Genomic DNA, 14,114 nt, shown 5'->3' on the forward strand with positions numbered 1-14,114 from the left:
GCGTACAGCAACATCGCCTTACGCGACCACACGTCACCAGTTCGCATCTGCCGTTCGACCAGGGATGGAGAGCCGTATACAAGGTGACTGGCTCCCGTTTGCAAGCAGGAAGTCAGGAGTTCGAATCTCCTAGGCTCCACCTTGTGAAACGCCCCGTCACTGATCATGTGACGGGGTGTTCGTGCCATTAACGTGCCATTAGCCTTTGGCGATCTTCTGTTGTTCCGCCGCCACGCGATGCTCAGGGCGTCGGCGATTCGCCGGTCGGCGTCGCGCGTGGGGTGCTGGTAGGTCAGCGCTGCCCGGTCGCTGTCTTACCAGACCAGTTCGCCGATCTGCTTGTCCCGCGCCTGTACGAACCGCCCGTTGGTCGAGGCGTCGAAGTTCATGACCGGCTCGACCTCCCCGACGATGTAGCAGCCGTGCGAAAGATCATCTCGAACGTCACAGGGATCGGTCCCTGAAGTGCCATCGTCCACCGTCTCCCTTGTGTATCCCTTGACAGTTGCGACCGCTTTGCTTCAAGGAGCTGTCTAGGGGTAAACACCCATGCCGAACGAGTTTTGCTGCAGTCCTCGACTACATGCCACCTGCCCATGAGGGCTTTGGTCTATGGTGCGTGTCCGCGCCCACAAACCACGGCAGCTTGGGCTGCGGCACGACGCCCAGACGTGGCTCAGTGCCTCAACTTCCCGCATGTCCGGTCAGTCGTGCAGTTCCTCCGATGACACCGTCTCATCGGCTGGCGGCGGCTTGATGTCCACCTTCATCCCCCAGTCCGACAGGCGGAGGTCATCCACGAAGGCGTAGTACCGGTCGTCACCAGGGGATTTATTGGGGCCGTCGTTCGGCTCGCGCCAGGAGCTCCACGCTCTGCGGATGAGTTGGTCGCCACCGATCCACAACCGCCAGGACACCTTCCAGGTGCCGTGCTTGCCGGTGGGCTTGCTCCGGAAGCCGATGCGCAGGTTCGGTTTCGCTTTGCCGAGCTGCGCAAAGGTGATGGTGCCCTGGTAGAGGGTGGTGCGCACACCGTCGTACACGCCTGCGGGCCGCTTGTCCGTGGTGGTGGCCAGCACCGCTCTCAGCGTGTCCTGGTCGGCGAGGTCGACAAAGCCGGACTTCAGCACAAGCCGGCACGGCGGCCTGTCGTAGGTGAACCAGGTTTTGCCCGGCGGCAGTGGATCGTCAGGGTCACGCTGGACGTATGACTCGTAGCCGCGCTTGCCGATGCAGATGTTGCGAGTACCGCGAAGTCCCAGGTTGGGGTTCTTCATGTCCGTCGCCACGATCTTGCCTTTGCCGAACCCCACGACGCCGCGCACCGGCTTGACGGTAGACCAACTGCCGAACATGAACATCCGGGAACGCTCGACGATCTTCACCCCATGGCCGGGGACGAGCTGGCGTTGGATGGCTCCGGCCGGATCCACTACGGCATCGGCTCGCAGGGCCGGTCCCGCAGTCACCGCGGATGCGGCCATCAGGAGAACAGCCACCGCCGTTCGTCGCCTCATAAACCAGGGATCTTCTCAGTGGCAGATCTCATCATGATCACACTTTGCTCGGCGGCTGGGTCTAGCGTCCAGCGCACGGACCACGCTACGAAGACCATCCACAGTTTCGTAACGAGTCGACAGCCTGGAACGCCCCGAACTGGGCCTCGCGATCGTCACAGGCGACCACGGGTTCTGCCGCCTCAACGACGTCCAAGAGGAGGACGGAGTCGGCCAGGACCAGCCACTCCAGGGTGTCGTTGACACGGCGCAGCACTTCACGCCCTTGGGATCAAGGGGGTCAGGCGGATTGCCTGACCCCACGGTCGAACTGGCTCGTCAGCCGAGGTACTTCTCCCACGGGCCCGTGATGGCCAAGGTGAGGCCGGGGTCCTGCATGTTGACGAAGAGGACCTTGCCGTCGGCGGTGAAGGTCGGCCCGCAGAACTCCGAGTCGTTGAGCTGGTTGCGGGCGATCGCGTACGTCGGGCCGCCTGGGATCGCGCTGAGCACGTGGGAGGCGCCCGAGCCGTCCTCGGCGAGAACGAGGCTTCCCCATGGGGTGACGGTCACGTTGTCCGGACCGTCGAAGGTGAGGTCGTTGTACTTGACCGGCGTACCCTCCTCCGACGCGGTCTGGTGCGGGAAGTACGTCACCAGCTGGATTGTCTGGGCCCGGTAGTTGTAGAACCAGACCATGCCGTCGTGCGGAGCCGCGTCAGCCGGGAGCTCACCTTCGTCCCACGCGTAGGAGTTGACCACGTACACGCCCTCGTCGGTGCCCCACACGCCCTCGAACTTGCGTCCGCGAGTGACCTGGCCATCGGCGAACTGCTCGCGCACGGCCGTGGTCTGCGCGTCGCGCTCAGGCACCTCGATCCACCTCACGGGGAAGGGGCGGCCCAGCTGAGCGGAGGTCAGGTAGGCGACGTCCGGCAGCACCGAGCCGTCGTCCATGATGATCTGCATCGCGGCGAGGACGCCGGCGTCCGGAGCCAGGCGGGTGAGCACACCGGGACCGAGCTTGACGCCGCGGGGGGCGGTCCAGCGGTAGAAGAGGCCATTGGGTCCGTCGGCGTCCTCGGAGAGGTAGATCTTGGTGCGGTCCTTGTCGATCGCCAGGGCCTCATGGGAGTAGCGGCCCAGGCACTTGATCGGCCTCGGGTCCGCGCTGCCGTCGGCCCAGACCTCGAAGACGTAGCCGTGATCTTTCTGGAAGACGCCGGACCGGCCGTTCTCCTCCCAGTCGTCCCCGGCCCGGTCCTCGGTCTCCTCGCAAGTCAGCCACGTTCCCCAAGGGGTAGGCCCGCCCGCGCAGTTGGAGACGGTGCCGGAGAGGGCGACGAACTCACCGCGGTTGCGGCCCGCGCGGTCGGTCCTGATCACGGTGCAACCGCCGGCGTCGACGGCGCCGGGATCGTAGACGGTGCCCTTGACGTGCGGTACGCCGAACTCGGCGCCCGGGTCGATCTCGTGATTCTGGATCAACGTGTAACGGTCGCGGCCGGCGTCGTAGACGGCCATGCCGTCGTGGTCGGCAGGGGTCAGTCCTTGACCATCGTCGAGCCGGGTGACGCCAGTCCGCGTGACCACGGTGTAGCTGAAGCCCTCAGGCAGAGCCAGGATGCCGTCGGGGTCGTCCACGAGCGGCGGGAAGGGTGCATGATCGGCCCCAACCGGGCGGGGCCGGCCGGGGTGGGACTGGGCCAGAGACGGGACGCTACCGGTGATGGCAAGGCCTACGCCGACGGCGCCGCTTGCGAGGAGGGTACGGCGGGAGGGAGGCACGTAGGTTGGCTCCTGTTCAGGACGATAGACGACTTCGTCAACCAACTCCTACGAACCGACACCGACGCGTCATTTACGTGATGGATCGGCGATATTGAAGCGAAGAATTAGGGTTGCTCACGCCCCACCCCACCGCGTGCCGCTGGGATTCAGGGTCGGGTCCTTGGGCCCGTTGATTCGCCTGTGCGGCCTCGTCCTCGTTGATGAGACCTTCGAGTACAGGTCTCGTTTTACAGGTCGACGATGGGCGTGGGCTGGGCCGGGTCTGCGTCTGGATGCCGCGTCACCGTTCCGGCATGGTGCCCGGAACGGTTCCAGTTCCGGGCACCACTGTGCTCACCTTGCTTCAGTCCGGAGCCGGTTACGCGCGCCAGATCCAGTTGGTCCGGTCGTACAGTCGCTCGAAGCCGGCGCGCAGCATGTTGTGCAGGGATGAGTTGTGGTCGCCGGGTCCTTCCACTCCGGTCTCGGCGACGAGCCATCGGCAACCCGCAGCCTGGGCTGCCTGGACGCGGGCGGTGAGCAGTGCGGACTGGGCGCCGCGGCCTCGGCTTTCCGGGAGGGTCGCTCCGCCGAACATGTTCGCGCATTCTCCGTTGATGAACAGGCTGCCGACTGCGACTATGCGCTCGTCGTCCCAGACGGCGTACTGCCGCCAGTTCGGCTTGCCCACGTTTGATGCGGCCAAGTCGATCATGTCCGGCATGGGCATCCCGAAGGTGGTCATCATGACGGTGGCCCACTCGTGCGCATGGTGAGGCTCGATCGGGCCGACGCGCAGGCCGGGGTCGAGGGCTGCGATGCCGTCGGGTGCGGACAACGCGCTTCTGGTCTCGCACCACAGCTTGTGGAAGCGCCCGCCTTCGGTGAGGTTCAGCTTGGCGGCGATCGAGGCCCAGTCCGGCGGCAGCAGTGGCGGTGCGATGATGAACGCGCCCGCGCCCGGGCCCTGTTCGCGGTAGAAGTCGCACATCTGTGCCACGACGTCTACGGTGATCGACTCGCTGGTTTCGAACCCGCCGACCCGGTTGAAGAGGAAGGACGGGTGCCGGCGCATCGCTATCGCATCGACCGAGCCGACGCGCAGGGAGCTGATGCCCAGCGTCGTCCGTATCGCCGTCGGCGCGGCCACGAAGCCGGCGTACGACCTGATCTCGGTCTGCTCGGCCAGTCCGAACGGCACAGTGGTCTTCATATCCGGTTTTCCATCTCTTTGCTGCTTACGAAGAGCAGTACGGCGGCGGCGGCGATCATCGGTGTCGGCAGGCTGGGTCGTGCCGAGCTGATCCCAGTGGTTCGTTGTGCTCATATCCGCAGGATGCGGTGAGGGACGCGGAAGTTCGGTTGGCGCCGGATCAATTTCAGCGGCGGCGTGTGTGGTAGAGGCGCAGCTTGCTGACGCGGCCCCGGTCCAGGGACTGCACCCACACGACGCCGGGCGGGCAGTGGAACGGGTCCTCCGGCGGGTTGTGCATGGCGGCCTCCCAGATGACCACATCACGGCTGGCCACCACGTTCAGCAGCTCGTGGCGTACGCCGTGGGACAAGTCACGATTGAACGCGACGGGCATGTAGCCGATGCCCGTGCGTTTGCCGGTCGGCCATATCACTTCCGCCTGTGGTGACCACCCTTCGGACAGTGCCGAGGCGAGTTGGCCACTATGGGCGGCCACCATGGTCTCCATGGCAATCCTGCGGTGCCGTGCGTTCAAGGCCGTGGCATCGTCGTGGGCCCGGTCGGCCGAGCTCAGCAGCGCATCGGCCAGCTTCGTACGCGCCTGGTGGAGCCTGCTGCGCACGGTGCCCACCGGCGTGGCACACAGCGCCGCGATGTCCTCGTACGACGTGACGTCGGTGAAGTAGCGCAGCATCGTCACCAGCCGCACGTCCGGGGACAGGTCCTCCAGCGAGCTCCAGACCCAGTCCCGCAGCGCGTGCCGGTCGAGGACCTCCGCCGGGTCCGGTGGACCGTCCGACAACCGGTCCACGGCGGCGGCCATCGCGGGTTCGGCCGTCGGCATCGCCGACATCTTGCGCAGCTGGGCGCGGCACACGTTGCGCACCACCATCCGCAGCCACGGGCCGACCGCGTCCGGGTCACGTATGTCGCCGATGCGGCGCAGCGCGATGAGGGTCGCCTCCTGTACGGCGTCCTCGGCGTCCTGGCTGTGGCCCAGCAAGGCCAGTGCGACCGCTCGCATGCCGGCGTGGTGCCTGGCGAGCAGCAGGCCGAGAGCGCTGACGTCGCCCGCGTGTGCGGCGCGCACCAGCTCGGAGTCTTGTGGCGCCCCGTCCCCCAGCAGATCAGCCACACCGAAACGCTACCCGGGTCGCGGAGATGCTCGGCCCGGACTCCGGCGTTGCAGCTCAGCCGACCAGGAAGGACAGCATGTCGGCGAAGGGCGGTGTCTTGCCGGGTTCGAGACGTAGAGTTTCGCCGCTGAAGGACCGCACTTCCACCCAGCTTTCCGGCGATGCCTGCGGCAGCACGTCCATGAGTTTCTCGAGATCGGCGGTTCTGTAGACCTTGAACGTCTGCGTACGTCGGTAGAACGACGGCTGGACGTCGAAGCGCAGGTCCACCACGGGCTGCCGGGATCGGCCCCAGTCGCTGTAGGGCAGCGCGGCGTGACCGTGGATACGGGCGTCGACCAGCACCTCCGGGTCCTCATCCCCGATCTCGCAGTTGAAAATGGGAAAGGCCGTCGCCACACGAGCTGCCACTGCCGGGTACGCGGCGCAAGCCCGCCCAAGCGCCGGCGAACAAAGCAGCGCGTAGTCGAAAGACCCCACCGGGCTCGACAGGGACGCCTTGTGGTGGGACCGGCCGTCGAAGGGCAGGTCGCGCCTGGAACAGAGGAACTCCAGGAAGGCGGCGACGGCGTCGGCCTGATGGCTGCCGGCTCGGACCGTGAAGCGGATAGCGCCGCGTCCGTGGTCGCGCAGCACGTAGTACTCGTAGAAGCCCATCGGATGATCGGGCGTGTGGGCACGGCTGTAGACCTGGTCGAAGTCGCCGACCGGCAGGTACTGGGGTCGTGGTGCGTGGGGGCCGGTGGCCCGCGTGATGACGTCCAGGACCGGCGTCTCGGCCTCGGCTTCCGCCGGGTCGCAGAGCGGGTTCACCTCGGTGAAGCCCTTGCGGAGGTGTTCGTTGATCTTGCGTGCCGCGTGGCGCCGTGCCTGCTCCTCGTCGTCGAGAACCGACGTGCTCGCCTTGCCCGGTGTTCGGTCGGAGCCCCACCTGAGGAAGCAGCGGATCCCTTCCTGCCGGATCTCCCAGTATTCGAGCGCGGCCTCTTGCCGCTCGAACCGCCGCCACCCGGCCATTCGGCCTCCCGGACCGTCTGGCGGCCTGCCTGCGTCAGGGCCGCATGCAAGTGACCCTATCGATCGATCACCAGGAGGCCAGTGATCACCAGTCGCGGAGTACTCGCTGGAACCCCCGGAGACGGTCGCCCAGCGGCTTCGGAGCGTGTCACTAGGCTGCATCGCATGATCCGGTGGAGAAGCTGAACCCGTCCCGTGAGATGGCGCTCGCACGTGGCATTCCGACCGCGGACGTGGAACGGTGGTTGGGCACCGTACGGCGGTGCGCCACGTTGTCGCCGCAGGCGAACGGGCCGGTCGTGGGCCACCTCGGCGGCCCCCTGATGCTTCCGCCCGACGTCCCCGATCCTGAGTACCCCCTCTTCGCGTCCCTCGACCTCGCCGCGTTGCCGCAGGACACGACAGACCTCCCCCTGCCGCCCGACGGCCGGCTTCTGTTGTTCGGCGATCCCTCACCCTCGGGATGGGGCGAAGAGTGCGACTCGAAGGCATGGAAGGCATCAGCAATACGCTGGAGATCGGCGGTTACGCCTCTGACTACTCCGGCGAGCATGACCCCGTCACGTCATCCGCTCGGTGGGCAGAGAGAGACGGCCTACGACCGGGGTCAGGAGAACCGCCACGCCCCGAGGACTGGGTGCTTCTAGCCGAACGGCACCCTTCCATCCGCGGCTGGGAAGACGCGGTTTCTCACTGGTCGATCAGCCGGCAGGACGTGGCGGCACGACGCTTCGACCGCGCGTACGTCTCCGTGTACTGGACCTGACCGATGATCCGCCCGGCTGCTCTGAGGGCGGGTCCGGTTCGGGACGGATGTCTTGAGCGTGGCCGGTCGGCCCGGCCCGCTACCGAGAATGGGAGCCGACGTGGCCAAGCCGTGGTCAGTTGCCAGGAGGAGGTGTGGCGTTGCCGATGTCGAAGGCCGATCGGTCGTCGACGACCTGGCACGGCGCGACGGGGCCGTCCGTCAGGCGACCGGAGAACTGCCAAGCGACCCCGGGGCGTTCGACCGTCGGCTCCACCGGATTTTCCATCACCTCGATCAGCACGATCTGCCCGGGCTTGATGTGTCGGGGGTAGATGGTGATGCCGTGCTCGGGACGGATGGCCTTGGAGGATGCTGTGTTCATCGCCCGCGCGCGTACCCGGGCCCGCACGGCGGGGTCCTCGCTCTTGAGTTCCTCGGCGGCCGCCCACCGATCACCCGTGTCAACAACCCAGCGGGTCAATACACCTAGCGGAAGGTACGTCATGTCCGTTCGAACGCCCAGGCGTGCCAGGTCCCGCTCGACCTGATCAGGGTCCCTGAACGTCCGCAGGTTGATCGAGCCGTCCGGGCTGAGGCCGTCGACGGCCACGAGCTCTAACAGGGCCCGGTCCCTTTCCGGCAGTGTGGCCATGGCCTCCAGGGCGCGTCGCGCCGGGGACTCGGCGTCGATCCGGTCCTCAAGCCGTGAGATGTCGTCGCCGTCAAGCAGCCGACGTCCCGCGATCCGGCCGTTCGCCCTGGTTTCTCTGACGGACCGCCGCTGCTCGGCCAGGACGGTGTTCCGCGCCACCCCGTACAGCCAGGCGATCTCGCTGCCCTTGTCGGGCCGGTAGGTATGTGCCGAGTCCAGGACGGCGAGGAACACCTCCGCCGTAAGATCGGCCACCGCCTGGGGATCCAGCACACGCCTCGCCAGGAAGCGGGTCACGGCCTCGACGTGGCGCCGGTAGAAGGCCTCGAAGGCCTCGGGATCCTGGATGGTGTCCCTATGTTCAGGCGGCACGAAAGCTCCCTGGTTCATACGTGCGTCTCATCACACCCTTGCTTGGATCGAGCGCGGCACCCCGTTACAGGGGGTGCAGCAGGCTCTGGGGCGGGCAAGGCCGGGGGACCGAGACCGTCCGACAGGCGCGGATGGGAAGCTGGCTCGGTGCAGATCTCCCTCCTCGGTCCGGTCGAAGTCGCCTCCGACGACGCCTCCCCGATCGACATCCCCGGCGCGCGCCTGCGGATGCTGCTGGCGCGGCTCGCGCTGGAGGCCGGCCGCCCGGTGTCAGCCGACTCCCTGATCGACGACATCTGGGGCGAGGAGCCCCCCACCCGCGTCGTCAACGCGCTGCATGGCCTGATCTCCCGGTTGCGCAGGACGCTGGGCGGGCCGGAGTCCGTGGAATTGGTGGCCGGCGGCTACCGGCTGCCGCTGCGCCACGAGGACGTGGACGCGCACCGATTCGAGCAGCTTGCCGGGCAGGCCAGGCGGGAGCTCGCGGCCGACAGGCCGCGTGAGGCCTCCTCCTTGTTCCGCGCCGCCCTGGAGCAATGGCGGGGCGCCGCGCTCGCGGACGTGCTGGAGGCCTCGTTCGCCCGCAACGTCGCGGCCCGGTTGGAGGAGCTGCGCGCCACCGTCGCCGAGGACTTCTTCGACGCGGAGGTACGGCTCGGCCGCCACACCGAGGTGCTCACCGACCTGGCTTCCGCCGCCGTCGCCCGCCCGCTGAGCGAGCGCCTGGCCGAACTGCGGATCCGGGCCCTGTCGGCCGCCGGACGCCACTCGGAGGCGCTGGCCGTGTACGAGGAGGTCCGCGGCAAGCTCGGCGACGAGCTGGGCATGGACCCCTCGCCCGAGCTCCGCGCGGTCCACCTCGCCCTCCTCCGCGGTGAGCTGAACCGGCCCTCCGTACGGCCCCAGGCCGCGCCCAGCCGGCTCCCGGCCAGGCTGACCAGCTTCGTCGGCCGGGAGCGTGAGCTCGGCGAGCTCGCCCGGCTGATGGCCGGCGCGCGGCTGGTGACGATCGTCGGACCGGGAGGCGCGGGCAAGACCAGGCTGGCGTTGGAGGCCGCGGACCACCTCGGGGAACGGACATGGTTCGTCTCGCTCGCCGGGGCCACCCAGCCGGACCAGATCGCAGACGCGGTGCTCAGCGCCTGCGGCGGCCTGTTCGAGGGCGGGTTCAAGCCGCAGGCTCCTGCCCCCGCGCGGCTGGCCGCCCAGCTCGACGTCGGCCCCGCCGTACTGGTGCTGGACAACTGCGAGCACCTGGTGGAGGCGGCCGCTCGGCTTGCCGACCAGCTGCTCGTCCGGCTTCCGCAGCTGCGCATCCTGGCCACCAGCAGGGAGGCTCTGGCGATCAACGGTGAGGTCTTGTGCCACCTCGGCCCGCTCGACCTGCCCGTGGAGGACGCGGACCTGGCCGAGGCCGCTGAGTCGGCCGCCGTGCGGCTGTTCGTCGAGCGGGCTGCCGACGTGCGCCAGGGGTTCGCGCTCGACCGGACGACCCTGGAGCCCGCGGTGGAGATCTGCCGCCGGTTGGACGGCATGCCGCTGGCGCTCGAACTGGCCGCGGCCAAGCTGCGGGCGATGAGCGTGGTGCAGATCGTCCGGCGGCTGGATGATCGTTTCCGCCTGCTCACCTCGGGGAGCAGGACCGCGCTGCCGCGCCAGCGCACCCTGCTCGCGATGGTGGAGTGGAGCTGGGACCTGCTGGAGGAGCCCGAGCGGGTGCTGGCCGCCCGGCTGGCCGCCTTCCCCGGCGGAGCCGACCTGGCCGCGCTCGAGGCGATCTGCTCCGACGCATCCCTCACCGCCGACGACATGGCGTACGTCGCGGGTGCACTGGTCGAGAAGTCCATGATCCAGCAGGTCGGCGACAGGTACCGGATGCTGGAGACCATCCGCGCGTACGCGGCGGCCCAGCTCGCGGAGCCGATCGACGACCGTTTCCGCGCGTACTTCCTGGCGCTGGCCGAGGAGAACGAGCCGCTGCTGCGTACCGGGGACCAGTTGCGCGCCATCGAGGTCTTCGACGCCGAGCACGACAACCTGGTCGCCGTGCTGCGGGCCGCCATCGAGGCGGGCGACGCGGCCACGGCCGCGCGGCTCGTCAGGTCGATGATCTGGTACTGGGGCATGCGCGGGATGTCCACCCAGTCCGACGCCTTTCTGAGCGAGGTGCTGGCGTTCGGCGACATGCTGCCGGCCGACGCGCGCACTGCCTTGGAAGTGGTGCGGTCGACGTCGGGCAGGGGAGGCGGGCAGGGAATCCGGGAGGACCTCCGCCGTCCCGGGGTGACGAAGTTCCACAACGCGCTGCCGTTGCTCCGCATCTCCAAGCTCGCCACCCAGGACGCCCAGGACCTGGAGGCGCTGGACTCGCCCGACCCCTGGGTGCGCGCCAGCGCCCACTGGGCCTACGACTTCCTCCTCACGGAACAGGGCGACCAGGAGACCGGCGCCCGCCACAGGGAGGAGGCACTGCGCCTGTTCGAGCAGGTCGGCGACCGCTGGGGGCTGGTGATGAGCCTGGTACGGCAGAGCCGCGTCCACGGCCTGCGCGGCGAGCACGAACGTGCGGTCGCGGCCTGCGAGCGCGCCGTCGCGATCGCCTCCGAGCTCGGCACCGAGGAACACCTCTTCATCACCAAGTCGCATCTCGCCCAGAACCGAATGCGCGGTGGCGACCTGGACGGCGCACTGCACGACATCCACGCCGCGCGGCGCCAGGGTCGCGAACACGGTCACCGGAGGCTGGAAGCCAGCATGTTGTTCCCGCTCGCCGAGGTGCACCGCCACGCCGGCGACCTGGAACTGGCCCATCAGGTCGTGGACGAGCTCGAGACGGTCGTCCACCGGCTACCCGGCCCGCCCGAGCTGAACAGCGACGTGATCGTGTCCTCCCGGATGGCCGTCCTCATGGCCGAGGGGGCGGCGGAGCGGGCGCGCGAGCTGCTGCCCCGCGCGATGCGCGGCGTGCTCGGGCACACCAACGCCAACGCCATGGCCCGGGGCGCGGAGCTGCTGGCCAGACTGCTCGGGCTGGAAGGCGACCCGGCGGGGGCCGCGACGGCGCTCGGGATGAGCCACGTGATCAGAGGCGTCTTCGACGAGGGCGACCTCGATCTGCGCCGGCTGGTGCCCGTCCTGGCCGGGCGGCTCGGCGACGAGGGCTACCTGGAGGCGTACCGGCGTGGCGCGAGCCTGCCGAGGCAGGAGGCGATGGACCGGCTCACGACCCACCTGGGAAGGTAGATCCGCCGGCTCGCGTCTACAACCAGCCGTTGCGTTCGGCTGCCTTGGCGGCTTCGATGCGGTTGCGTACGCCGACCTTGTTGATCGCCGACGACAGGTAGTTGCGGACGGTCCCCTCGGACAGGTGGAGCCGGGCCGCGATGTCCGCGATCGTGGACCCGTCGGCCCCGGCCGCCAGCACGTCACGTTCGCGCGGCGACAGCGGGTTGGGGCCGGCGCTCAACGCGGCCGCCGCCAGCGCCGGGTCGATGACGCGTTCCCCGGCCACGACCCGCCGGATCGCCGCCGCCAGCTCCTGCGCCGGTCCGTCCTTGATCAGGAACGCCGACGCGCCGGCCTCCATGGCCCGCCGCAGGTAGCCCGGCCGTCCGAACGTCGTCAGGATCACCACCCGGCACTCCGGCACCGTCGCCCGGATCTCGGCGGCCGTGGTCAGCCCGTCCTTGCCCGGCATCTCGATGTCCAGCAACGCCACGTCGGGCCGGGCCCGTTCGGCGACGACGACCGCCTCGTCACCGTTCGCCGCTTCCGCGACGACCTCGAGGTCCTCCTCCAGCCCGAGCAAGGCCGCCAGCGCGCCCCGTACCATGTTCTGGTCTTCCGCCAGCATGACTCTGATCATGAGGCGGACCCTACGGGAACGCGGACCGCGACTCGGAAGCCTCCGCCCGGCAGCGGGCCGGACTCCATCGTGCCGCCCTCCGCCGCGACGCGCTCGGACAGGCCGTTCAGGCCGTTGCCAGGAACGTGCTTCCCCTTGGCCCGGCCGTTGTCGCGGACCTCCAGGACCGCCTCGTCATCGTCGCGTCCCACCTCGATGACGCAGTGGGAGGCTCGGGCGTGGCGGATGACGTTGGTGACCGATTCGCGCACCGCCCAGCCGAACACTCCGTCGGCCGCCTCCGGTAGGGGCGCGCCCGCCATCCGGACTGTCGTGTCGACCCCGGCCTCCGCCAGGACCGCCCGTGCGCCGTCCAGCTCCTCGCCCAGGTCGCGCCGCCGGTAGCCGGAGATCGCCTCGCGTACGTCCGCCAGCGAGGACCGCGCCACCGTCTCGATGTCGCCGATCTCGGTGACGGCGCGGGCCGGGTCGCGTTCGGCCAGCCGCCGCGCCAGCTCGCTCTTCAGCACGATCAGCGACAGGCTGTGGCCGAGCAGGTCGTGCAGGTCGCGGGCGATGCGCAGCCGCTCGTCGGCGGCGGCGAGCCGGGCGACCTCGCCGCGCGCTTCGCGCAGCTGCGCCACCAACGTCCGCGAGTGCCGCAGCGCGACCATCATCATCCCGAACGCCAGCAGCATCAGCGCGATCCCGCCGATCATCGTGGTCGGGGCGCCCATCAGCACCCCGTCCCCGGCCACCACCGCCATCGACCCCAGCACGCCGAACGGGGCCCACCGCTGCGGCAGCGTCATCGCCAGCACGAACGCCAGGTAGACCGGCAGACCCAGCCACTCTTGCCCGAACAGCGGCGGCAGCCCCGCCGCCAGCAGCGCGAACGTCCCGAGCACGGCGAGCGACCGCACCGTGAGCGGATCGTCCCAGTTCCACCGCACGAACGCCGCCGCGTAATACACCAGCGCGAACACCACCATGGCCGCCAAGCCCAGCCAGCGCCGCGTTCCCTCGTAGTGGGCCACCGCCACCCCGACCGGGGTCAGGAACAGCAGCCCGAACGTCATCCAGAAGGCCCGTTGCAGCAGCTCGGGGCCTTCGGCGTCGCCCCTGAGAAGTCGGTTCATCAGGCCGTAACGCTAGCGCGCCGGTAGGCGGCGACCGCCAGCGCGCCCAGCCCCAGCGTCCAGGCGGTCAGCACGAGGCCGGCGGTCGCCGACGGCGCGTGCCCGGCGGCCACGGCCCGGCCCAGCTCGGCGAACCGGGTCGAGGGCAGCCACCCGGCGACGTCCTGGACGAACTGCGGCAGCACCGACAACGGCATCCACATCCCGCCGCCGATCGCCAGCGCGAAGTAGGCCCCGACGGTGATCGGCTGGGCGGCGTCCGGCCCGGCCAGCGACCCGATCATCGTGCCCAGCGCCGCGAACGGCAGCGTCCCCAGCCACAGCAGCGCCGTGATCGCGATCCACTGCGCGAGGTCCAGCCGTACGCCCTGCCACACCACCGACGCCAGCCCGACCAGGACCACGGCGGGCAGCCCCAGCGACATGGCGGCGAGGGTCTTCACCACGATCACCGTGCCGGGCCTCAACGGCGTCACCCGCAACTGCCGCAGCCACCCGCTGCGCCGCTCGATGGCCAGCCGCACGCCCGTGGTCATCAGCGTCGCGCCGAGCGCGCCGTAGGAGGCCATCGAGACCATGATGTCCACCGGAGCGGCCAGGCCGGTGACGGGGTCGGGCCGGTCGCCGGTGAAGACGCTCGACCACAGCAGGTAGAAGCCGACCGGGACGGCCAGCGTGAAGAACAGGTACTGCCGGTTGCGCAGCACCTGGAGGAGTTCGAGATGGAGGTAGCTCAGCATGACGG

11 protein-coding genes are annotated in these 14,114 nt (G+C 69.2%); 1 reads left to right on the plus strand and 10 read right to left on the minus strand.

Annotation, left to right across the window (positions count from 1 at the left end):
* Positions 1-314: 314 nt before the first annotated feature.
* The 7 genes from C1J01_RS08030 to C1J01_RS08065 all read right to left on the minus strand — a co-directional run bounded on the left by C1J01_RS08030 (position 315) and on the right by C1J01_RS08065 (position 8,386).
* Positions 315-479 carry a hypothetical protein gene (locus tag C1J01_RS08030; protein ID WP_235854319.1) on the minus strand — a complete coding sequence of 55 codons (165 nt, stop codon included), beginning with the start codon at positions 477-479 and terminating at the stop codon, positions 315-317.
* A gap of 225 nt (positions 480-704) precedes the next feature.
* Positions 705-1,499, minus strand: coding sequence for a hypothetical protein (locus C1J01_RS08035; protein WP_146615497.1), 795 nt, complete (start codon positions 1,497-1,499; stop codon positions 705-707).
* A gap of 336 nt (positions 1,500-1,835) precedes the next feature.
* Positions 1,836-3,140 (minus strand): alkaline phosphatase PhoX, encoded by a 1,305-nt coding sequence (locus tag C1J01_RS08040; protein WP_235854320.1) that lies wholly within the window; start codon positions 3,138-3,140, stop codon positions 1,836-1,838.
* 505 nt (positions 3,141-3,645) lie between these two features.
* Entirely contained in the window at positions 3,646-4,593 is a 948-nt protein-coding gene (locus C1J01_RS08045; protein ID WP_220039791.1) for a GNAT family N-acetyltransferase, read from the minus strand.
* A gap of 52 nt (positions 4,594-4,645) precedes the next feature.
* The gene (locus tag C1J01_RS08050) at positions 4,646-5,596 is read right to left on the minus strand and encodes an RNA polymerase sigma factor (protein ID WP_220039792.1); all 951 of its coding nucleotides are present in this window, start codon (positions 5,594-5,596) and stop codon (positions 4,646-4,648) included.
* Between the two features lie 55 nt (positions 5,597-5,651).
* Positions 5,652-6,614, minus strand: coding sequence for a WGR domain-containing protein (locus tag C1J01_RS08055; RefSeq protein ID WP_111177655.1), 963 nt, complete (start codon positions 6,612-6,614; stop codon positions 5,652-5,654).
* An 881-nt stretch (positions 6,615-7,495) separates the two neighbouring features.
* Positions 7,496-8,386 (minus strand): RNA polymerase sigma factor, encoded by an 891-nt coding sequence (locus C1J01_RS08065; RefSeq protein ID WP_235854321.1) that lies wholly within the window; start codon positions 8,384-8,386, stop codon positions 7,496-7,498.
* A 147-nt stretch (positions 8,387-8,533) separates the two neighbouring features.
* Between C1J01_RS08065 and C1J01_RS08070 the strand changes: the two genes are divergently transcribed.
* Positions 8,534-11,629: an AfsR/SARP family transcriptional regulator gene (locus C1J01_RS08070; protein WP_111177657.1), complete on the plus strand. Its 3,096-nt coding sequence runs from the start codon at positions 8,534-8,536 to the stop codon at positions 11,627-11,629.
* 16 nt (positions 11,630-11,645) lie between these two features.
* Here the strand turns inward: C1J01_RS08070 and C1J01_RS08075 are convergent, their stop codons facing one another.
* Genes C1J01_RS08075 through C1J01_RS08085 form a run of 3 tightly spaced genes read right to left on the minus strand, consistent with a single transcriptional unit; the run spans position 11,646 to position 14,109 of the window.
* On the minus strand, positions 11,646-12,251 hold the full coding sequence (locus C1J01_RS08075; RefSeq protein ID WP_111177659.1) for a response regulator transcription factor: 606 nt from the start codon (positions 12,249-12,251) through the stop codon (positions 11,646-11,648).
* Positions 12,248-13,369: a sensor histidine kinase gene (locus C1J01_RS08080; RefSeq protein ID WP_111177661.1), complete on the minus strand. Its 1,122-nt coding sequence runs from the start codon at positions 13,367-13,369 to the stop codon at positions 12,248-12,250. Before C1J01_RS08080 ends, C1J01_RS08075 begins: the two co-directional genes overlap by 4 nt.
* On the minus strand, positions 13,369-14,109 hold the full coding sequence (locus C1J01_RS08085) for an ABC transporter permease (protein WP_111177663.1): 741 nt from the start codon (positions 14,107-14,109) through the stop codon (positions 13,369-13,371). Before C1J01_RS08085 ends, C1J01_RS08080 begins: the two co-directional genes overlap by 1 nt.
* Between the last annotated feature and the right edge of the window lie 5 nt (positions 14,110-14,114).

It is taken from the genome of Nonomuraea aridisoli (genome assembly GCF_003236395.1).
GTDB lineage: Bacteria > Actinomycetota > Actinomycetes > Streptosporangiales > Streptosporangiaceae > Nonomuraea > Nonomuraea aridisoli.